20 protein-coding genes are annotated in these 22,378 nt (G+C 34.0%); 10 read left to right on the forward strand and 10 right to left on the reverse strand.

Annotation, left to right across the window (positions count from 1 at the left end; all coding sequences use genetic code 11):
- Positions 1 to 33: 33 nt before the first annotated feature.
- The 6 genes from ACPX19_RS00525 to ACPX19_RS00550 all read right to left on the reverse strand — a co-directional run bounded on the left by ACPX19_RS00525 (position 34) and on the right by ACPX19_RS00550 (position 7,251).
- Positions 34 to 975, reverse strand: a complete 942-nt coding sequence (locus ACPX19_RS00525; protein WP_426430863.1) for an NAD-dependent epimerase/dehydratase family protein — start codon at positions 973 to 975, stop codon at positions 34 to 36.
- Between the two features lie 120 nt (positions 976 to 1,095).
- On the reverse strand, positions 1,096 to 2,073 hold the full coding sequence (locus ACPX19_RS00530; RefSeq protein ID WP_426430864.1) for an SDR family oxidoreductase: 978 nt from the start codon (positions 2,071 to 2,073) through the stop codon (positions 1,096 to 1,098).
- 14 nt (positions 2,074 to 2,087) lie between these two features.
- The gene (locus tag ACPX19_RS00535; protein WP_426430865.1) at positions 2,088 to 3,383 is read right to left on the reverse strand and encodes a nucleotide sugar dehydrogenase; all 1,296 of its coding nucleotides are present in this window, start codon (positions 3,381 to 3,383) and stop codon (positions 2,088 to 2,090) included.
- Positions 3,380 to 3,970 (reverse strand): sugar transferase, encoded by a 591-nt coding sequence (locus ACPX19_RS00540; protein WP_426430866.1) that lies wholly within the window; start codon positions 3,968 to 3,970, stop codon positions 3,380 to 3,382. The genes ACPX19_RS00535 and ACPX19_RS00540 overlap by 4 nt, the downstream gene beginning before the upstream one ends.
- 19 nt (positions 3,971 to 3,989) lie before the next feature.
- Positions 3,990 to 6,473, reverse strand: coding sequence for a polysaccharide biosynthesis tyrosine autokinase (locus ACPX19_RS00545; RefSeq protein ID WP_426430867.1), 2,484 nt, complete (start codon positions 6,471 to 6,473; stop codon positions 3,990 to 3,992).
- Position 6,474: 1 nt separating this feature from the next.
- Positions 6,475 to 7,251 carry a polysaccharide biosynthesis/export family protein gene (locus tag ACPX19_RS00550; protein ID WP_426430868.1) on the reverse strand — a complete coding sequence of 259 codons (777 nt, stop codon included), beginning with the start codon at positions 7,249 to 7,251 and terminating at the stop codon, positions 6,475 to 6,477.
- Between the two features lie 125 nt (positions 7,252 to 7,376).
- On the opposite strand from ACPX19_RS00550, the gene ACPX19_RS00555 reads away from it, so the two are divergent.
- From ACPX19_RS00555 to ACPX19_RS00590, 8 genes are all read left to right on the forward strand, one after another.
- Positions 7,377 to 9,239 (forward strand): ABC-F family ATP-binding cassette domain-containing protein, encoded by a 1,863-nt coding sequence (locus tag ACPX19_RS00555; RefSeq protein ID WP_426430869.1) that lies wholly within the window; start codon positions 7,377 to 7,379, stop codon positions 9,237 to 9,239.
- Entirely contained in the window at positions 9,240 to 10,004 is a 765-nt protein-coding gene (locus ACPX19_RS00560) for an O-methyltransferase (RefSeq protein WP_426430870.1), read from the forward strand.
- 80 nt (positions 10,005 to 10,084) lie between these two features.
- Positions 10,085 to 10,771 (forward strand): ABC transporter ATP-binding protein, encoded by a 687-nt coding sequence (locus tag ACPX19_RS00565; RefSeq protein WP_426430871.1) that lies wholly within the window; start codon positions 10,085 to 10,087, stop codon positions 10,769 to 10,771.
- Positions 10,772 to 10,913: 142 nt separating this feature from the next.
- Positions 10,914 to 11,489: a cob(I)yrinic acid a,c-diamide adenosyltransferase gene (locus ACPX19_RS00570; protein ID WP_426430872.1), complete on the forward strand. Its 576-nt coding sequence runs from the start codon at positions 10,914 to 10,916 to the stop codon at positions 11,487 to 11,489.
- A 157-nt stretch (positions 11,490 to 11,646) separates the two neighbouring features.
- Positions 11,647 to 11,868 (forward strand): DUF2795 domain-containing protein, encoded by a 222-nt coding sequence (locus ACPX19_RS00575; protein WP_010177336.1) that lies wholly within the window; start codon positions 11,647 to 11,649, stop codon positions 11,866 to 11,868.
- Positions 11,869 to 12,036: 168 nt separating this feature from the next.
- Positions 12,037 to 15,396 carry a preprotein translocase subunit SecA gene (gene secA, locus ACPX19_RS00580; protein WP_426430873.1) on the forward strand — a complete coding sequence of 1,120 codons (3,360 nt, stop codon included), beginning with the start codon at positions 12,037 to 12,039 and terminating at the stop codon, positions 15,394 to 15,396.
- A gap of 250 nt (positions 15,397 to 15,646) precedes the next feature.
- Positions 15,647 to 16,186 carry a hypothetical protein gene (locus tag ACPX19_RS00585; protein ID WP_426430874.1) on the forward strand — a complete coding sequence of 180 codons (540 nt, stop codon included), beginning with the start codon at positions 15,647 to 15,649 and terminating at the stop codon, positions 16,184 to 16,186.
- 123 nt (positions 16,187 to 16,309) lie between these two features.
- Positions 16,310 to 16,945 carry a hypothetical protein gene (locus tag ACPX19_RS00590; protein WP_426430875.1) on the forward strand — a complete coding sequence of 212 codons (636 nt, stop codon included), beginning with the start codon at positions 16,310 to 16,312 and terminating at the stop codon, positions 16,943 to 16,945.
- Here ACPX19_RS00590 and ACPX19_RS00595 read toward each other — a convergent pair.
- From ACPX19_RS00595 to ACPX19_RS00610, 4 genes are all read right to left on the reverse strand, one after another.
- Positions 16,938 to 17,636 (reverse strand): peptidoglycan DD-metalloendopeptidase family protein, encoded by a 699-nt coding sequence (locus ACPX19_RS00595; RefSeq protein WP_426430876.1) that lies wholly within the window; start codon positions 17,634 to 17,636, stop codon positions 16,938 to 16,940. The genes ACPX19_RS00590 and ACPX19_RS00595 overlap by 8 nt on opposite strands.
- A gap of 94 nt (positions 17,637 to 17,730) precedes the next feature.
- Positions 17,731 to 19,296, reverse strand: a complete 1,566-nt coding sequence (locus ACPX19_RS00600; RefSeq protein WP_426430877.1) for a hypothetical protein — start codon at positions 19,294 to 19,296, stop codon at positions 17,731 to 17,733.
- A gap of 47 nt (positions 19,297 to 19,343) precedes the next feature.
- Positions 19,344 to 19,904, reverse strand: coding sequence for a hypothetical protein (locus ACPX19_RS00605; protein ID WP_426430878.1), 561 nt, complete (start codon positions 19,902 to 19,904; stop codon positions 19,344 to 19,346).
- Positions 19,888 to 20,385, reverse strand: a complete 498-nt coding sequence (locus ACPX19_RS00610; RefSeq protein WP_426430879.1) for an RNA polymerase sigma factor — start codon at positions 20,383 to 20,385, stop codon at positions 19,888 to 19,890. The genes ACPX19_RS00605 and ACPX19_RS00610 overlap by 17 nt, the downstream gene beginning before the upstream one ends.
- Before the next feature lie 276 nt (positions 20,386 to 20,661).
- On the opposite strand from ACPX19_RS00610, the gene ACPX19_RS00615 reads away from it, so the two are divergent.
- Both ACPX19_RS00615 and meaB read left to right on the forward strand, forming a co-directional pair.
- Positions 20,662 to 21,225, forward strand: coding sequence for a DUF2911 domain-containing protein (locus tag ACPX19_RS00615; RefSeq protein ID WP_426430880.1), 564 nt, complete (start codon positions 20,662 to 20,664; stop codon positions 21,223 to 21,225).
- A 12-nt stretch (positions 21,226 to 21,237) separates the two neighbouring features.
- Positions 21,238 to 22,323, forward strand: coding sequence for a methylmalonyl Co-A mutase-associated GTPase MeaB (gene meaB / locus ACPX19_RS00620; RefSeq protein WP_426430881.1), 1,086 nt, complete (start codon positions 21,238 to 21,240; stop codon positions 22,321 to 22,323).
- Positions 22,324 to 22,378: the final 55 nt, after the last annotated feature.

Below are 22,378 nucleotides of genomic sequence, written 5' to 3' on the forward strand. Positions count from 1 at the left end.
TAATAAATGAAATAAAGGTAAGTAGCTATAATCTTAGGCTTTTTCTAAACTGTATATATTATAATGATTTTCCATTTTTTTTATACCCTCATCGAGTGATATTAATTCTCGTCCCAAAAGCTTTTTCATCTTGGATATATCTGGGCATCTTCTATTCATATCCCCTTCTTTAAGTGCTGGAAGAAAAATTATTTCTGATGACGAGTTCGTAACTTCTATAATTTTTTCGGCCAATTCCAAAATACTTACCTCTACATCATTACCTACGTTTAATACATCGTTGACGTGAGCATTGTCGTATAAAGTTCTTATACAAGTATCTATATTATCATCTATATAACAAAAGGATCTTGTCTGATTTCCATACCCATTTATAGGTATGGGTAGATTATTTAAAGCTAACCTCATAAATCTAGGTATAACGAAGTCATTACTTTGAGCTGGCCCATAGGTATTAAAAAACCTAAAAATAGTATAGTCTAACCCATATTCTTCTTGATAGGATTTAAAGAAAGCCTCTCCAACATTTTTAACTATAGCGTAAGGTAGTCTAGAATTTAATGGTGTCGTTTTTTCATTCTGAGGAATTTCAAATGGCTCACCATAAACCTCAGAAGAACTTGAATAAAAAATACGTTTTACACCAGTATTTTTAGACAATAACAAAACATTTTTAATACCCTCAATATCTTTTAGAACATTAATAGGATTCTTTAACGTTCTAGCCACACCTACAACAGCCGCCAAATGAAATACAAATTCAAACTTAAATGTAGCAAAAATTGAAAGGATATCATTATAGTCATTGACGTCTGCCCTAATGAATCTAACATTATTCTTTAGTGGAACATTTGAGATTTTACCAGTTGATAAGTTGTCTATGATAACAATTTTGAAATTGTTGTTTAAAGCCAATTTTGCAGCTAATGAACTGCCGATTTGGCCCGCACCTCCCGTAACTAAAATATTTGTCATTAATAATGGATTAATATTAAAGACTTATATATTTAGGGAATATACTAGACTTAAATGGTTAAATAGCAGCTAAATATATATTTTTTTTGGGAATTAGAAAATATCTAGTGCTAAATTTTATTAATTGAAGTAATCCCAAGTGATTTTTAGACCCTCTTTAACTGTGTATTGAGGTTTGTAGCCCAAAAGTTTTTCTGCTTTTGATATATCTGCCAAAGAGTCTCTTACATCTCCTTGTCTTGGTGGCCCATAAACTGCTTGTAAGTCAGAATCTGCTGCAGCTTTTAATGAATCCCATAGATAATTTATTGAAATTCGTTCCCCACAGGCTACATTAAACACTTCATTAGCCGCTTCCTTAGATGCAAAAAATCCTCTTATATTTGCTTGTACTGCATTATCAACAAAAGTAAAGTCTCTGGTCTGCTGACCATCTCCATTTATTTTAGAAGCCTTGTTATCCTTTAATGCCTGCATGAATAATGGAATCACTGCAGCATAGGCACCTTTTGGACTTTGCTTTGGACCAAATACGTTAAAATAACGTAAACCTATAAGATCAGTACCGTAAGTTTTTGCAAAAACATCTGCATAAAGCTCGTTAACATATTTTGTTACGGCATAAGGAGATAGTGGCTTACCAATAGTATCTTCAACTTTTGGTAATGATTTACTGTCACCATATGTAGAACTTGACGCAGCATAAATCATTCGTTTTACAGTACAACTATCTTTAACTGCAATTAACATATTTAGAAAACCCGAAACATTCACTTCATTAGATGTTGCAGGATCATTAATAGAACGAGGTACAGAACCTAAAGCTGCCTGATGTGTTACATAATCAATACCTTCTACAGCTTTTGTACAAGTTTCCATATCCCTAATATCTCCTTCTAATAGTTCAAAAGAAGGATTATCAATAAATTCAATTAAGTTTTCGCGATAACCGTTAGAAAAATTATCTAAAACCCTAACTTTCTTTGCTCCATATTTTAATAAATATTCAACAATATTAGAACCTATAAAACCAGCACCACCTGTGACTAAAAAACTTAATTGTGATATATCTTGGTTATGATATTGATTTGAGCACATGGAAGCTTTTTTATTTAAAGACGAGCATCTACAATATCTTTAGGCAATAACGCCTTAACATCAAAAACCACACACCTATCAGACTTTAGACTAGCAATTGAAAATTCTAAAAATTCTTCATGCGACACTGCTAAAATAATAGCATCATAATCTGATTTTAAATCCGAAATAGAAGATTTTAAATCTAAATTGTACTCATGACTAACTTCTTCTTTAGAAGCCCATGGATCATATACATCTACATTTATGTGATAAGATTGTAATTCTTTTATAATATCTATAACTCTTGAGTTTCTTATATCAGGACAGTTTTCTTTAAAAGTAATCCCAAGGACTAAAGCATTTGAACCTTTAATTGTAGCACCTTTATCAATCATCATTTTTACAGTCTCAGTAGCAACATAGCTTCCCATACTGTCATTCATTTTACGACCTGCTAAAATAATCTCTGGGTTATATCCAGATTCTATAGCTTTTTGAGCCAAATAATAAGGATCCACACCAATACAATGACCTCCTACTAATCCTGGAGAAAACTTTAAGAAGTTCCACTTGGTTCCTGCCGCTTCTAAAACAGCTTTAGTGTCAATATCTAGAAGTCTAAATATCTTAGACAATTCGTTCACAAAGGCAATATTAATATCTCGTTGTGAATTTTCAATAACCTTTGCTGCTTCTGCTACCTTTATAGAAGGAGCTAGATGAGTACCAGCTGTAATGACTTTTTTATAAAGTTGATCAATTTTTTTAGCTATTTCTGGAGTTGAACCAGAAGTTACTTTTAATATTTTAGTGACTGTGTGTTTTTTATCACCAGGATTTATACGTTCTGGTGAATAACCCACATAAAAATCTTTATTAAAAATAAGTCCTGAAACTTTTTCTAAAACCGGAACACATATATCTTCTGTTGCACCAGGATATACAGTGGACTCATAAATAACTATATCATTGTTCTTTACTACTTTTCCTACTGTCTCACTAGCTTTGATAAGAGGTGTAAAAACTGGTCGTTTAAGTCTGTCAGTAGGAGTTGGCACCGTTACAATATATACATTTGCTACAGACAATGCTTCAAAATTATCAGTTATATAAAGTCCTCTATCATTATTCAAATCTTTTATTAACACAGACTTAAGACTGTCATTGTCTACTTCTAATGTTTTATCAACACCAGAGTTTAACTCATTTATTCGTTGTTTATTAATATCAAAACCAACTACAAAGAATTGCTTTGCAAACTCAACTGCAAGGGGCAAACCTACATAGCCTAATCCAATGATTGCGATCTTGTCTTGTGTACTTGTCATTTGTTTAAAATAGATTTTAAAATGAGCCTCAAATCTAAATAAAAACTATAATTCTGTACATAGCTTTTATTTATTTTTACTTTATCAACCCAAATAATTGCTCTATTATAGTGCTCTGGATCATCTTGTTGCTCTAATATCAGTTCCTCATCCTTATATTTAAGGGTAGCTTCTCCTGTTACACCTGGCTTAACTAGTAATATAATTCGGTCATCACCTTCCAATTCATCTGCAAAACCCTGAACATCTGGTCTAGGTCCAACAAAACTCATATCGCCTTTGAGTACGTTAAACAATTGAGGAAGCTCGTCTAATTTAGTCTGCCTTAAAAACTTACCCAATGTTGTTGCACTTTTATCTAAATGACCTAATTGATGTACCTCTTCTTTAAGTGTCCTAATCTTATAAATTTTAAACAGCTTACCATATTGCCCTACTCTATACTGAGTGAATACACCATATTTTTTAGTATCTATAGTAGCAAGAGTTATCAATAAAATAATCGGAACAATTAAAAACGGTAACAATAGTGAAACCAAAAAAATATCAAATATTCGTTTTGTCTTGAGCTGTTTCTTTGTGATCAAAATCTAAAATTTAAAGAAGTTATAAACGTCTCAAAAAGTTTTTAGCCTTCTTTATAAAAGATTGATTGTCTCTTTCATGATAAGTATTACCATAAACACCGTAGCCATAGCCATAGCCGTAGCCATAGCCATAGCCATAGCCATAATTATGGTTACTCTTATGCTTGTAAAAATTAAGAACAAAACTTATGTTTTTTAACTCACCTGTTCTATATTTAGCATTGACCAATTGAAGCATCCCTTTTTTGGTATAGTCCAATCTAACCATAAAAATAGTGGCATCAGCGTATTGTGTCAATTCTAATGCATCTGTTACCAAACCAAGAGGCGGTGTATCTAAGATAATTATGTCATATTGATCCTTTAAAGTAAAAATCAATTCTTTTAACCTTTTCCCCATTAGCAACTCTGAAGGGTTTGGTGGGATTGGCCCAGAAGTTATGAGGTCTAAATTTTCAATGTGCGTATTCGTAACGATTTCTGTGAGTTCACTATCTCCAATAAGATAATTTACTACACCTTTCTCGTTAGTAATATCAAAATCATCAAAAATTTTAGGTTTACGTAAATCTAGACCAAGTAGAATTGTTTTTTTACCAGAAAGCGCATAAACTGTAGCAATATTGATTGATGTAAATGTTTTACCCTCACCACTAACAGATGAAGTAACCATTAAAGTATTAGCCCTATGTACTGAAGGGTTATTCTTAAAAATAAATTGCAAGCTAGATCTTATGGCCCTAAAAGATTCTGCAACTGCTGATTTTGGTTTTTCGTAGGCTACCAGATTGTTTTTATATCGATATTTCCCTATAAGACCTAAAATCGGAATCTTGGACATCTTCATTATTTCATCTGAACCATGAATTGTGCTATCTAAAAGATATATGATAAAAATTAAGAACATTGGTGTGAAAAATCCAATCATTAACGCCATCATATAATTGAGAGACTTTTTAGGACCTATTGGTGCATTCCCAATATCTTTGGCTTCATCTATAACGTTAATATCAGATACATTTGCTGCCTTTACTATGGCAGCTTCCCCTCTTTTTTCTTGATAAATATCATAGGCCTCTCTGCTGATATCCAATTTTCGCTGTATTTTCAAAAACTCTTGTTGATCCTTAGGAAGACCTATCAACTCGGACTCTAGATTAGCTATTTTTCTACTTATGGTATTCAATTGAATGCCGATGGTTTGCTTTGTTACATCTATGGCCTCTAATAATACACTTTTTTCAGTATCTATTCTTCTATCAAGTTCATCAAAAAGTATTGAACCTTCCTTAGTAGAGTACTCTAAATTTTTACGCTCAATGGACAATGCTATTATCTTACTTACGCTAGAGAGTATATTTACTTCATCAATGCCAACAGAAGATGGTGCTGCTATGTTAGTGTAATCATTTTTATTTCTAAGGTATTTTTCTAGGTTATTTAGGTAATTAAGCTTTGACTCCTCAACAAGTTTTTCTTTATCATATCCTTTAAGCTGCTCTGATTTTTGACTGATTTCTTGCTCAACATTAAAAACTTTATTCACCTTCCTAAATTCATTCATTTCATCGGTAACAGCTTTTAAATCATTGTTAACCGATCGCAGGCTACTATCTATAAACTTTATTGTATTAGTGGCATATAGATTTTTCCGTTCTAGCTCAGTTCTGCTTAAAATTGCAGAAGTGGCGTTAAGGTAGTCTACTATTTTCGATTTGTTCTTGCCAATTAAAGATAGACGCAGTACCGAAGAAGCATCGTTAGAAAAGGGCTCAATATTTATATCGTTTTTATAACGATCAACCACAGAATCGAAATTTAAATATCTAACAAAAAAGATTTTATTATTGGGTATATCTACAATAGGTCTTAGGCTTACTTTACCATTAAAAAAAGGAAGATTAACTATTTCATCAAACTTAAAAACCTTTTTAAACTCGCCTAGTTCAACATTAATGGAAATTCTGTCTTTTGTATCATAAAATTGTCCTTGAACTTTATCATTCTCAAATTCACAAAATAATTCGTAAGATGAATTATCAATAATTTTTATTCCGAATGGTATCCCCAAGGCTTGTGGCTTAGACTTATCTGTAATTACTTCGATAGGTGCATCTCTATAAATATCAATAAGATTATATTTCCCTTCTACCAAGTACTGTTTGTAGTATTCCAATGAATCTACTACCAACTCATTATGAGTTCTTGTTTTTATCTCAGTTAAGATGCTACCTACTTTTCCAGAAACACCACCCCAATTAAACGATATACTCGTATTGGCAGTAAAAAAAGGATTCTGATCATTGTTAACTGTTATTAAAGAATCTAGTCTATAGATATTCTGTTTTCTAACATTAATAAAATAAGCAACAATTAGCGCAGCACCTATGCATAATAAAACCAGTTTCCAGAGATTTAAAGCTTTAAATAAAAACCCTTTAAAATCAAATCCTAAATTTTGGGACTCCTGTACATCAATATCTTCATAATCTTTATAGTCCATATTACAATCGCGTAAAAATTAAAATCGAGGATGTTACCAATGAAAATATTGTAGCAATTGTTGTTAAACTAGATACTGCTGTCTCTCCAGTTCCTAATGATTTTTGCTTTAAAGGTTTTATATAAATCATATCATTTGGCTGTATGTAGTAATAAGGTGATTTCATCACGTTAACATCTGTCAAATCTAAATGATGGATTTTTTGACCTTGAGGATATTGACGAATAATTAAAACATCTTTTCTGTTTCCTGTAATAGGTATCTCACCTGCATTGGCTATGGCTTCAAAAATATTAACCCTCTCTTTATATAAAGTTATTGTGCCAGGATTTGCAATCTCTCCATTAGTAGTGAAACGAAGTCCGGCCAATTTTACAGTTACAAAAATGTTAGCTGTTTCTTTAAACTGTTCTTCTAGTAACTTATCCTCAATCATTTTTTCTATTTCAGATGCTGTGTAACCCAAAACATTAAAACGACCCAAAGTTGGTATTCTTATATTGCCATGAATATCTACCGTGAATCCATCAAAATAAGCGCGCTCAGCACTACTTGCATTAAGATTGCCATCACCTATAGGATTAAAAATCTGAACATTATCTTGATCTAAAACTTTAATCCTAATGTTTAAGATATCATCAATTTGAATTCTATAAGGTTTTTGGATTTCTGTCAGATTATTTGGAATTGTGTCATTTAGGGCACCTTCCTTGTTCTGTAAATAAACAGTGTCTTTATGCGGAATACATGAAGAGATAAAAATGCAGCTAATCGCCATTATCAAAAGCTTGAGGCTTCTCATAGGTTTTATTGATGTTTACTGACAAATATAACGCATCAACACCAATAACAAAACTATTAGGTTTCTTTTTGGTTTATTTCGTTCTTTGTAAAAAAATCAGCGTGAATTACCTCAACGTAGAAAACATATCGAAGTCATACGGAGAGCTTGTGCTTTTCCAAGATTTATCATTTAGCATCCATAAAGATCAAAAGATAGCATTTGTGGCAAAAAATGGAAGTGGAAAGACATCTATTCTCAATATATTATCAGGAAAAGATACACCTGATGAAGGGCAAGTTGTTGTTAGAAAAGGACTTCGCCTCGCTTTTTTGGATCAAGAACCTCAATTAGACAACAAGCTTACTATTGAAGAAACCATCTTTGCGTCAGATATTCCAATTCTAAAAGTCATTGAAGCATATGAAAAAGCCCTAAAAAATCCTCAAGACACCGAAGCTTACCAACTTGCCTTTGAGGCCATGGATAGAAATAACGCTTGGGAGTTTGAAACGCAATACCAACAAATACTATCACAATTAAAGCTCGATGGTTTATCAAAAAAAGTGTGTACGCTTTCTGGCGGTCAACGCAAAAGACTTGCACTTGCTCAAGCTTTATTGAGCAAGCCAGACATCCTTATTCTCGATGAGCCTACCAACCATCTCGACTTGGAAATGATTGAATGGCTCGAGGATTACTTTGCAAAAACTCAACAAACCCTCTTTATGGTAACACACGATCGTTATTTTTTAGAGCGTGTTTGTAACGAAATCATAGAGTTAGACCACGGTCAATTGTATACTTACAAAGGGAACTATTCATATTATTTAGAGAAGAAAGAAGCTAGAATTGAAAATGAAGTTACCGAGGTTGGTAAGGCTAAACAACTTTATAAAAAAGAACTCGACTGGATGCGTCGTCAACCCAAAGCACGTACTACAAAATCCAAAAGTAGAATTGATGACTTTTTTGAGATAAAAAAGAAAGCGCAACAACGCAGAAAAGACCACCAAGTTCAACTAGAAATTAATATGGAACGTCTTGGCAGCAAAATCATAGAGTTTCATAATGTATCTAAGGCTTTTAAAGACAAGAAAATTTTAGATGGTTTTGATTATACCTTCAAAAAAGGGGAACGTATTGGTATTATTGGTAAAAACGGAACAGGAAAATCTACTTTTCTAAATCTATTAACCGGAAGTCTTAATGCCGATGGTGGAAAAATAATTATTGGTGAAACTGTAAAAATCGGTTATTACACTCAAGGGGGTATTACGGTAAAACCAGAACAAAAAGTAATTGATGTTATCCGCAAATATGGTGATTATATTCCTTTAGCTAAAGGAAGGCAGATTAGTGCGCAACAACTTCTAGAACGTTTTCTTTTCGATAGAAAAAAACAATATGACTTTGTGGAAAAATTAAGTGGTGGCGAGCAAAAACGCTTGTATTTATGTACTGTTTTAATACAGAATCCTAATGTGTTGATTCTCGATGAGCCTACAAACGATTTAGACATTGTGACGCTTAACGTACTTGAAGATTTTTTAATGGATTTCCCAGGAGTACTTTTAGTAGTGTCGCACGACCGTTACTTTATGGACAAAATTGTTGACCATCTTTTTGTATTTAGAGGAGATGGCATTATTGAAGATTTCCCAGGAAATTACTCAGACTTCAGAGCTTATGACAGTAGCAAACCAAATCAAGAAGAAAAGACTGAAAAAACAGATATCGCCCTAGCTCTCAAACAAAACGAAGCCACAAAACTATCGTACAATGAGCAAAAAGAATACAAGAATTTAGAGTCTAAGATTCGCTCGTTGGAATTGGATAAAAAAGCTTTGGAAGCCAAGTTCAACAATCCAGACTTATCACAAGACGAAATCAACAAACTTTCTGAAGAACTTCAGGTAATCATAGATACTATAGAAGAAAAAGAAATGCGTTGGTTTGAATTAGCAGAAAGGTTAGAAAGATAAATGCACCAACTAATTTCTTACATAAAATTTCTATTTAGTTCTACCAACCAACATGGTGTACACTCGCCTTTTGTATATGATTTCGTAACAAAATGTCTTTATGATAAAACTAATTATTCTAACTACAGCAAAATTACCGAATACAGAAATGCACTTTTACGAAACAATGATGTAATTGAAATTACTGATTTTGGTTCAGGTTCTCGTAAATTTAAATCTAACAAAAGATTAACATCACAAATTGTGCATATATCTAGCACACCTTTAAAACGTACAAAACTATTTTTCAGATTAGCTCTATATCTTAAACCTAAAAACAGTTTAGAACTAGGCACCAATTTAGGTATAGTAACTCATGCTATTTCTTTAGGAAATCCTGAAGGAAATATTACAAGTATTGAGGGTTGTCCTAATATTTCAATTTATACGAAAATTCAATTAGCGAGAACAAACAATATAAATATTAGTACAGGGGAATTTGAAAAGGTGATTCCCAATTTAAAAGAAAAATCTTTTGATCTAATCTTTTTTGATGGACACCATAACAAAAAAGCAACCATTAAATATTTTGAAGCACTTTTATCTAAATCACACAATGATTCTATTTTTATTTTCGATGATATCTATTGGTCAAAAGAAATGACCGAAGCTTGGGAATATATTAAGTACCATAATGCCGTTACAGTCACTGTAGATTGTTTCCATTTAGGCTTTGTATTCTTTAGAAAAGAGCAAGCAAAGGAACATTTTAAAATTAGATTGTAACAACCTTAAGGTTTTAACGTCTTATTAACTGTAAATTCCTGTATCTTGCAGGTGTATTAAGCAACCAAGACAATTCAATTATGAGTGACAACGTCATTGAAATTAGAAACATCATAAGAGATTTTAAATTAGGACAAGAAACCGTTCATGTTCTAAAAGGCATAGACTTAGATATAAAACGAGGTGAGTATGTTGCCATTATGGGACCTTCTGGTTCTGGCAAATCTACGCTTATGAATCTTTTGGGTTGCCTAGATACACCAACAGCAGGTACTTACAATCTTAACGGTAAAGATGTGAGCCAAATGACGGACGACGAGTTGGCAGATATTAGAAATACAGAAATTGGTTTCGTTTTTCAAACCTTTAACTTACTACCAAGAACTACAGCTTTAGACAATGTAGCTTTGCCAATGGTATATGCAGGTGCTTCTAAAAAAGAACGTGTTGATAGAGCTTCTGAAGTTTTAACCGATGTTGGTTTAGCTGACCGTATGGATCATAAACCCAATCAGCTCTCAGGTGGACAAAGACAGCGTGTTGCTGTTGGTAGAGCTTTGGTAAACAAACCATCCATTATCTTAGCTGATGAGCCTACAGGTAACTTAGATTCTAAAACTTCGCTGGAAATTATGCAATTATTTGACGAAATTCATGCCAAGGGCAACACCGTAATTATGGTAACTCACGAAGAAGATATTGCCGCACATGCAAAACGCGTTATTCGTTTACGTGATGGTATGATTGAAAGTGATACTTATAATTAGTGATTAGTAAAGCTAACGGCCTAAAAACTTATATCCAAATCAATCAATTAACTCTTCAACAAATAAATAGCTGCACACTTCAACAGTTAAACAATTTAGCTAACTTTTTACTTTACAACTTTTAACTCGTAACTTTGTTTTTATGAAAGTATACACAAAAACAGGAGATAAAGGCACTACTGCTCTATTTGGTGGAACGCGTGTTCCTAAACATCATATTCGCATAGAAAGTTATGGTACTATTGACGAGCTTAACTCTTATATAGGTCTAATAAGAGATCAAGATATTGACCTATTGTACAAAAACACCTTGATGCACATTCAAGATCGTTTATTTACTGTTGGAGCCATTTTAGCAACCGATCCAAAAAAAGCCACTTTAAAAAATGGAGAGCAACGCTTAAAAATTCCCAAAATATCCCATGAAGATATTGAGCGCTTAGAAAAAGAAATGGATGCTATGGAAGCGACTTTACCTCCTATGACACATTTCGTTTTGCCTGGTGGGCATCAAACCGTGTCATTCTGTCACATAGCACGTACAGTATGCCGCAGAGCAGAGCGTATAGCTTCGCATCTTAATGATTTAGAGCCTTTCCAACCAGAAACTTTAATGTACATTAACCGTCTTTCTGACTATCTTTTTGTGTTGGCACGGAAGTTGTCACATGACTTACAAGCTGAAGAAATAAAGTGGATTCCTAAAAAAGAATCGTAATGATACTTATTCAGTTTTTAAGCCTTAATAATGCAATATTTGGGTTTATTTGAGTTAAAGACGACACGTTCTTTTTATAATGAATAATTAATTTACTTTTTTCTTGAATAATTCAGCTAAAAAATTATTTTTGCAAAAAATTAAAAAACACACGCAAATGTATTGGACATTAGAATTAGCATCGTATTTGAGTGATGCACCTTGGCCAGCAACAAAAGACGAGCTTATAGACTATGCAATTAGAACTGGAGCACCTTTAGAAGTTGTAGAAAATTTACAAGCGATAGAAGATGAAGGAGATTCTTACGATTCTATTGAAGAAATTTGGTCAGACTATCCAACCGATGAAGATTACCTCTGGAACGAGGATGAATATTAACATATAATAAAATCACAAAAAAAGTCTCTTGCGTTATCTTAACTGAGAGACTTTTTTTATTTTCGGATTCTCTTAAACGAGAAGACCTTAATGGCTATTTAGCCAGTAAATTTTACTGAAATTAATACACGGATTGAGTACCAATCAATCTAAGACAAAACACATAAAATGGGCATATTAGATAAAGTACTAAAGGTATTTGTAGGAGATAAATCTAAACAAGACGTTAGTGCCATTAAACCAATCGTAAACAAAATAAAAACCTTTGAGCAAGCACTTGAAGCCTTATCTAACGATGAGCTTAGGGCAAAAACCATTGAGTTCAAAGAAAAAATCGCAGAAGCTCGCCAACCACTTATAGAAAGACAAAACGAGCTTTTGGCTAAAGCTGAAAACACAGAAGATATTGATGAGCGTGAAGATATCTACCAAGAAGCTGACAAAATAGAAGATGAAATCTACGAAGTTACAGAAAGCGTCCTTAACGACATCTTGCCGGAAGCTTTTGCCGTAGTAAAAGAAACTGCGAAACGTTTTGTGCACAACACCGAAATTTCGGTAACTGCTAATGCTTTTGATAGAGAAGTATCTGGTGCAAAAGATTATGTTACCTTAAATGGTGACAAGGCTATTTGGGCGAACTCTTGGGATGCAGCAGGTAAACCTATCACTTGGGACATGATTCACTATGATGTGCAGTTAATTGGTGGTATTGCCATGCACCAGGGAAAAATTGCTGAGATGCAAACTGGTGAAGGTAAAACCTTAGTGGCTACACTTCCCGTTTACCTTAACGCTTTGGCTGGTAAAGGTGTTCACCTTGTAACGGTAAACGACTACTTAGCAAAACGTGATAGCGCTTGGATGGCGCCAATTTTTGAATTCCATGGCTTGAGTGTAGATTGTATAGACAATCACACACCAAACTCAGACGCACGTCGTAAGGCTTATAATGCCGACATCACTTACGGAACTAATAACGAATTTGGTTTCGATTACTTGCGTGATAACATGGCACATTCGCCAGAAGATTTGGTACAACGTCCACACCACTACGCTATTGTCGATGAGGTGGATTCTGTATTAATTGATGATGCACGTACACCATTAATCATTTCAGGACCTATACCTAAAGGTGAAGAACATGAATTTGACGTGTTAAAACCAAAAGTAAGTCAGATTGTTGATGTACAGCGCAAATACTTAGTTGGTGTATTAGCAGAAGCTAAAAAGCTGATTGCAGAAGGAGATACTAAAGAAGGTGGTTTCCAACTATTGCGAGTTTACAGAGGTATTCCTAAAAATAAAGCCTTGATTAAGTTTTTGAGTGAAGAAGGTGTAAAACAACTACTTCAAAAAACCGAAAACTTCTACATGCAAGATAATAATAGAGAAATGCCAAAAGTTGATGCAGAACTCTATTATGTTATTGATGAAAAAAACAATCAAGTTGAATTGACCGATAAAGGTGTCGAGTTCCTTTCTGGTAAGGATGATCCTAATTTCTTCGTAATGCCAGAAATGGGAACAGAAATCGCCAAAATTGAAAATAAAGGTCTTTCATCTGAAGAAGAAGCGGTTCTTAAAGAAGAATTATTTAGAGACTTCGGAATTAAATCTGAGCGTATTCACACACTTAGCCAGTTACTTAAAGCTTATGCCCTTTTTGAAAAAGACATTCAGTACGTTGTTATTGATAATAAGGTGATGATTGTTGATGAACAGACTGGTCGTATTATGGATGGTCGTCGTTACTCTGACGGACTGCACCAAGCAATTGAAGCTAAGGAAAATGTAAAGATTGAAGCAGCTACTCAAACGTTTGCTACGGTTACACTTCAAAATTATTTTAGAATGTACCGTAAGCTGTCTGGTATGACAGGTACTGCGGTTACTGAAGCTGGTGAATTCTGGGAAATCTACAAATTAGATGTGGTTGAAATTCCAACCAACAAACCTATTGCCAGAGACGATAGAGAAGATTTAGTTTATAAAACCAAGCGCGAAAAATACAATGCTGTAATCGATGAAGTTGTAGAATTATCTAACGCAGGTCGTCCAGTTTTAATTGGTACCACCAATGTAGAAATTTCTGAGCTTTTAGGGAAAATGTTAAGCATTCGTAAGATTCCACACAACGTACTTAACGCAAAGCAGCACAAACGCGAGGCAGAGATTGTTGCCGAAGCTGGTAATGCTGGTCAGGTAACCATTGCTACCAATATGGCAGGTCGTGGTACAGATATTAAATTGAGCGACGAAGTAAAAGACGCTGGTGGTTTAGCTATTGTTGGTACAGAGCGTCACGATTCGCGTCGAGTAGACAGACAGTTGCGTGGTAGAGCTGGTCGTCAAGGAGATCCAGGAAGTTCGCAATTCTACGTGTCTCTAGAAGATAATTTGATGCGTTTGTTTGGTTCTGAGCGAATTGCCAAAATGATGGACCGTATGGGACTTAAAGAAGGTGAAGTGATTCAGCATTCAATGATTTCTAAATCTATTGAGCGTGCTCAGAAAAAAGTTGAAGAAAATAACTTTGGTGTTCGTAAGCGTTTGTTAGAATATGATGATGTTATGAACGCTCAGCGTGAAGTGGTTTACAAACGTCGTCGTCATGCCTTACATGGAGAGCGTCTTCGTGTAGATTTAGCTAATATGATTTTTGATACGTCGGAAGGCATTGCAATGAGCAACAAAGCGGCTAACGATTTTAAAAACTTTGAGTTCGAATTAATCCGTTACTTCTCAATGGCTTCACCAATTTCTGAAGCAGATTTTGCTAAAATGGGTGAGCAGGAAGTTGCTGGACTAATATACAAGGAAGCCTTTAAGCACTATCGCGAAAAAATGCAGCGTGCTGCTGACTTAGCGTATCCTGTTATTGAAAATGTATACAACACACAACGCGATAGATTTAAGCGTATCGTTGTACCTTTTACAGATGGTGTTAAGAATTTACAGGTTGTAACAGACTTAGAAAAAGCTTACGAAACAAAAGGTAAGCAATTGATTAACGATTTTGAGAAGAACATTACACTTGCCATTGTAGATGACGCTTGGAAAACACATTTACGTAAAATGGATGAGTTAAAGCAGTCTGTTCAATTAGCGGTACATGAGCAAAAAGATCCATTATTGATTTATAAGTTTGAAGCTTTTGAGTTATTCAAAGCGATGATAGATCAGGTGAATAAAGATGTAATTTCATTCTTATTTAAAGGTGAAATTCCTCAGGAAACTGCAAACACCATTCAAGAAGCTAAAAAACGTAAGCAAGAGCAACTTGAAACGCAAAAAGAGGAAATCCCTAATATGGACGAGCGTGCTGCGCAAAGCAGAGCTGCTGGACAAGGAGCATCTCGCCAACAGCAACAAGTGGTAGAAACTATTGTTAGAGAGCAACCAAAAATTGGTCGTAATGACAAAGTGACCATTAAGCATGTGATGAGTGGTGAAAGTAAAGAAGTAAAATACAAACAAGCCATTCCTTTAATTGATAAAGGTGAATGGGTTTTGGTTAATGATTAAAACCATTCCTGCGAAAGCAGGAATCTTAATCTCATAAATAGAATCTGAAAATCCTGATGCTAACCATCAGGATTTTTTACTTATATAGCGAAGCAATTTATCACTTTGAGTAAAACTTCAATGTTTTGGAATTTTGCATTTCGACTATGCTCATTGGAGCTATAAAGAAGTCTCTTAAATTGAACTTCATAAGCAACTTTTATTTTTTTATTCTATATTTACAACATAACCTACTTATAATTAATTTATTATGAACCCAAATCTATTACGTATACTAGTGTTAATGCTAAGTATAGCTTTAGTATCGTGCTCTTCTGACGATACAAGCTCAACTCCAGATGAAACCAATAACGAGTTTACTTTTAATGGAAACACCTATGATTTAATATCGGTAATTATTGTGGATGAAAATACCGCAAACAACGACCCAAGCGACATTAGCATTAGTCTTTTTAATAAAACCAGTGCTGAAATTACAAGCAATAACGATTTGAGCGATATTAGCTATGTTAATTTTAAGATTGTTGATGCCACCATTCAGAATACGACATATAATCAGATTGACAGCTATGATGTCTCTATCGATAGCAGTATTACCAACAGTGAGTTTACAGCTGGTACAGTTTTACTTTCGGATGACGATTCGCAATCAGATGAATATGCACAGTCTGGCACAGTAACGGTAACCAACTTCACACAATTTAATATTGTTTTCAACTTTACTTTTACCAGAAATGACGGACAAGTGATCTCTGGCAGCTACGATGGTAATTATTATATGCCTAATTAATGTAAAGCATAAATAGAAAATCCTGATGTTAACCGTTAGGATTTTTATTACACAAATACGCAGAAATGCGTATTCAAAAATAGTATCGGCAATTGTAATTTTACTCCTTAATTTACCTAAACTATGACCAGACTAGCCAACATTATAGAACAGCCTAAAAACCATCTAAGGGAATGGGATTTTTTAATTTTCACTATTCTAACTGCTTTATCTATTGGCTATGGACAAACGACAGTGTTCTATGTGATTTACTTTTTTTGGTGGAACGAGTTTATCAGGATTATAATTAGAAGTCTTTTTTACAGGCATAACAAAGGCAGTAGAGAAAATCAGATAGGCTCTAAATTTATGTTTGGATCACTGTTTATGATGTTTATTTATTTGGTTTTCATTATTGTATTTTTTGGGATAGTTGCCAATTGGAATCATTCTGAAATTACACTAACCAATATGGAAATACTGTTTTTTAAAAATTGGTTCTTTAATCTCAATTTAGTGTTTGTAATCATAGAACATATTTATATTAATCTCAATAAAGAAACTATAACAGCTAGCATTGGTCATTTCACTTCTAATATGGTAGTACTGCATATTTCAATCATCCTAGGTGGCATCATTATGTTTTTTATTGTGAAACCATTTCCTGAAACATTTTCACCAGACAATTTATGGACTTCAGTACTGATTATCTTACCGTTTTTGTTGCTTAAAATGGGCATGCAGTTTATGTTCTCTCCAAAGAGAGTGAATATTATATAGCTTTATCACCCAACTTAAGAAGTAAATTAGGGTCAGGACAATTCGATTTGTAAAATTCCACATCGAGTTGATTACTGACACCAGGATAATCTCCTTTATAATTCTGAATATCCTTTATAATCTGAAAATGTAAATGAGGTGCATAATCACCATTAACCTCAGCAGTGCCTAAAGTTGCTATTGGGTCGCCTTGCTTCACTTCTACTCCTTTTTCAATATTACTAATTGAGTCTAAACTTAAATGACCATATAAGGTATAAAATATTTCACCTTCAATACCATGCTCTAAAATTATGGTTGGCCCATAATCACCATAATTAGTGTTATTTTTAAAGCTGTGTATTTTCCCATTTAAAGGTGTATAAATAACTGTACTAGCTTCTATCCAAAGGTCTAATCCTAAATGAATATTGCGTTTTTCTTCTGGTTTGGCCTTATTAAAATAATCACTTCGGTTATAAATGCCACGATGTTCTAAATAACCACCAAAAGCAACTTTGGATTTATTGTTTTTTAAATGATTCCAGATATAGGATTCTAAAGCTTTAGAAGATGATACGTCAACAAGTGCTAATTCTTTGTTATTTATGGATAAGTCTAATGGCACATAAGCATTATGAGAAACATTAGGATGAATTAAAGGATGTGCTTGAAGTGATTTAAGAAGTTCTTCAAAAGAAGATAAGGCCATAAAAAACAAAATTTCCACAAAAATAAGAATCTATTTTAATGGAAAACAGAAAGAAAATTGAATATACCCTTTAAATAATACTCTATCTAAAGGGTTAATTCATAATAACATTACTAAACTTAGCATTAACTACAATACTTCTATCAGAACTCTGGCCTTCAGGGTAATTTCTAATCGTCTTTTGAGTTGTTGCTTTATTGTTGAATTTAGAACGACTACCTTTAAAATACATGTTATAATCAACATTTTTGGGAAGGTTAACTAAAGCATCTGAATTCTCTAAGACCAAGTTAAGATTCTTGAATGTCTCAGCAAGATTAGAAATCGTAAGGTCACCAAAACTTCCATCTATGATACCTGTATCAGATAACGTTTCAATATTAATATTAGAAGACTTAGCATTTAATACCAAATTCTTTACGTTTTTAATCTGCGCCTTGTCTACATAATTCAGGTTTAAAGTACCTAAATTCCAAGACTTAATAATTACTGGCGAATACGATACATTAATGGATGTGTTACCTCCATCAATGTTATCTGCTACCAAAAAGGCATGAGATATATCTCCTTGCAGGTTATGAATAACCGAGGATATCTTTAACTCACCGTGTCTTATATTGGTTTTTAATTTCGCCTTTTTAGGTATTTTAATTTTAATTACCTTTTTTACCTTACTGTCATTTCCAAATTCTAATTTTCTAGCATATCCCGTTGCGGCTTTTCTTTCTTGCATTTCTTTTCGTCTTAATTCCATCTCTTCAGCTCGCTCTACTTGGCGTTCTCTTCGTTCAGCCTGGCGTTCCAATAATTCAGCTTGTCTCTCCATTTGACGACCAAAACGTTCTCCCCAAGCTTCCATTTTTTCTTCCCACTCCTTACCGAATTTTTCTCCAAACTCTTCTCCCCATTTTTCCATTTCTTTGGCATATTTCTCACCAAATTGCTCTCCCCATTTTTCCATATCCTTGGCCCATTTACCTTCAAAACGTTTACCGTACTCTTCTCCCCATTTTGCCATTTTTTCTTGGTAACCAGATTCTGCAAATTTCTTAGCCCATTCTTCCATGCGCTTTTGAAGCTCTTTACCTCCTTCTTTTTCGTAACGTTTGCTCCATTCGGCAAGGTATTTTTCTCCTTCCTCCTGATACTTATCGTAATCAAACTTAATTGTTTTTATACCTTCTGGCAATTCTGGAAGTTCTGGAAATTCTGGCATTTCAGGTAACTCAGGCATTTTTGGAAATGTTGCCATTTCAGGCATTTCTGGTAATACAATAACCTCTGGAATTTCTGGTAAATCTGCCAACTCAAACTCTAAGTCCTTCAATATTGCAGAATAGTCACCTTCACCAAACACTGCCAATGCACGTCCACCATGTGAGGAAATCACTACTTTACTATTAGAGCCATCTACTTTTAGATTCCATGCTTCAAGAGCTTTCTCTAATTCTTCTTGTGTGAGCTTATCACTTTCTAAATAAGCTTCAATTTCTACGATATCCTTATTCCAAGTATCGATTTCAATTTCGGCATAACTTGTATTTAAGTCTATCACAACATCTTTATCTACTTTAATAGACTGCGATATTTTGCTTAACTTTTTTTGTGCGTAACCAAAAGTGGTTAACAAACACAGCACTAAAATTCTAATTGTGTTCATGATTTTTTGTTGATTTTACTGTTCGTTTTTTGATTTATGAAATTTGATTATGTTATTTCCTGTTCAAAGGCATCGCCATTGAACTCTTCTAACTTGTCTTTAAGGCGCATTACGAGGTTTAATCGCAGCTTTAAGTTTTCTATAAGTGCATCTAAGGTTACAGTGTTTGGTCCATTTTCATTAAGCTCTTCAAGTAGTTTGTCGTATTCTTTATTTAACTCTTGAAGTCTCAGCACATAGCCATCAAACAGCTCTTTGTTTTGTGGTGTTAACTCTACTTTAGACAATTCTAAATTAATGCTAGCTAAATAGTAGTCTTCCACTTTCTTTAAATCTGGTGATACATCACCTAGGGTTTTTAAGTTCGTATTTGCAACTTCAACAGGATCTACGGGAGAAGTTTTTAAAAACTGATATGCACCAAAACTTAAACCTAGTAAGATAATGACACTCGCGGCGATGTTTAAAAAACCAAACCCACTTGATTTGTTCTCCATAGGCATGGCCTTATCTAACTTTTCTAAAAAGCGTGCTTCATGACCTTGAGACATTTTTACGCTCTGTGCCGACTTGTCTTTTTCAAATAAATTCCTAAGATCTTGTGCCATTTTTTTCTGTTTTTAATACGGTTTGTAACTTTTGTTTTCCTCTAGATAATTGGGTTCTTGAAGCGACTTCAGAAATATTCAGTATCTCCGATATTTCATTATGGTCGTAGCCTTCAATTAAATAGAGCATGACGACATATTTATATTTTTCGGGCAACGCTTCAATTGCTTTTTTTACATCTTCAATTGTTGTGTCATCATCAACCAACCATTCAGCCCCTTCATTAGTATCAATCACATTAAGATGATGTTCTTCTAATTCTATTAACCTCTGTTTTTTTGATTTTAAAACATCTATACACCTATTAACCACAATACGTTTTAACCACGCACCAAAACTTACTTCCGCTCTATATTGGTCTAATTTTGAAAATGCTTTTATAAAGGCTTCTTGCACAATATCTTCGGCTTCCATAGTATCTTTTACAAATCGAAGTGCTACCACAAGCATGCCATCACTGTATTGTTTGTACAATTGCATTTGCGCCTGCCTATCATTCTGTTTGCATTTTTCAACAATATGAATCTGAAACGTACTGATGATTAATTGATTTTTCTGATTGGTTTCACATTAAAGACGACACAAATTTTTAAGTGTTGCAAAAATTTTAAAAAAGTTTTGATTTTATAAGATTTGCTTAAAATTCTGCGTTCTGTTCTATAAATTTAGGGAATTGAATTATCTTTAATTTTTGAAACTAGCTGAAATACATTCAGCACAATTAAATTAGCTAAAACTGCTTAAGAAAAATTGACTATGCTAAAACGCATTCTTATTGTATTATCAATAATAGCTTTGGGTCTATTATTATATTCTGTTTTTGTTGAAAATATTTTTTCCCCGAGACTAAGTCCAAAAGACACTGCAAAAATCACATTAAACGATTTAGATCTTAAGGTGGAATATAACAGACCGTCAAAGCGTGAACGTGACATTTTTGGTGCGCTTGTTCCTTATAATAAGGTTTGGAGAACTGGTGCCAACGAAGCCACAACTTTTGAAACCAATAAAGACCTAATGATTGATGGTATGCTACTAAAGCAAGGAAAATACACGCTTTGGACCGTACCCATGGAAAATTCATGGAAGGTGATGTTCAATACCAAGCAATACGAATGGGGAGTTAATGAGAAAATGGAACCGATGTGGGATCCAAATTACGATGCTATTGAGATTGAAGTGAAAAAGCAAGACCTAGAAGACGTGGTAGAAAAATTCACAATTGCATTTGATAATAAAACAGGTGATCTAAAACTCACTATGGCTTGGGATCAGACTTTAATCGAAATCCCGATGCAAACCTACCCTCACAAATATTAACCATATACAACTTTGGCTAAAAAGGGGGACACATATAAATCAGCACTAAACGAACAAGATGGTATTGACCCACCTGAAATCCTAAATACTTATTCTGCAAAATTCATAAAGGATAAACGCAAAAAACAACCCTCTGTTGAGGATTTAGTTAAAGGCATTACCGCAGGAAATATTACTGACCTCAGTAGAGCCATCACCTTAGTAGAAAGCACAAATACAGGTCATACCCAAAAAGCACACGATATCATCACAGCTTGTTTACCCTATGCTAACAAATCAGTAAGAATAGGTATAACCGGAGTTCCTGGTGTTGGCAAAAGCACCTTTATTGAAGCCTTTGGAAGTTATCTGACCAGCATTGGCAAAAAGGTTGCTGTCCTTGCTGTTGACCCAAGTAGTAGTTTGAGTAAAGGCAGTATTCTTGGTGATAAAACACGAATGGAAGATTTGGTAAAAGATAAAAACGCTTTTATTCGTCCCTCACCCTCTGGAGATTCACTTGGTGGTGTGGCTAGAAAAACACGAGAAACTATCATTCTTTGTGAGGCTGCAGGTTTTGATACTATTGTTATTGAAACTGTTGGTGTAGGACAAAGTGAAACCGCTGTGCATAGTATGGTCGATTTCTTTTTGTTATTGAAACTCGCTGGTGCTGGTGATGAATTACAAGGCATTAAACGTGGCATTATAGAAATGGCAGATGCTATTGTTATTAATAAAGCCGATGGAGATAATCTAAAGGCGGCTAAATCTGCCAAGGTCGAATTTAACAGAGCCTTACACTTATTTCCTGAAAAAGACTCAGGTTGGTCACCAAAGGTAACCTTATGTAGTGCCTTAAAACAAGAAGGTATTTCTGAAATATGGGATTTGATACAAGAGTACCTTAAAACCACCTCTAATAACCATTATTTTGAACACAATAGAAATAATCAAAATAAATTCTGGTTGCTTCAAACTATTGAAGAACGTCTTAAATCTAACTTCTACAAATCTGATAAAATCAAAAAGGAGCTTCCTACTCAAATCAAATTGGTAGAGGAAGGGAAAACGACACCCTTTGCTGCGGCTGAATATTTGCTTAATCTTTCGAGCTAATTCAATTCACGATAAAACATCAAGGTTTCTCCGTAATACTAAAAAAGCATACTTT

The sequence above is a fragment of the Winogradskyella sp. HB-48 genome (assembly GCF_049942685.1).
Classification (GTDB): domain Bacteria; phylum Bacteroidota; class Bacteroidia; order Flavobacteriales; family Flavobacteriaceae; genus Winogradskyella.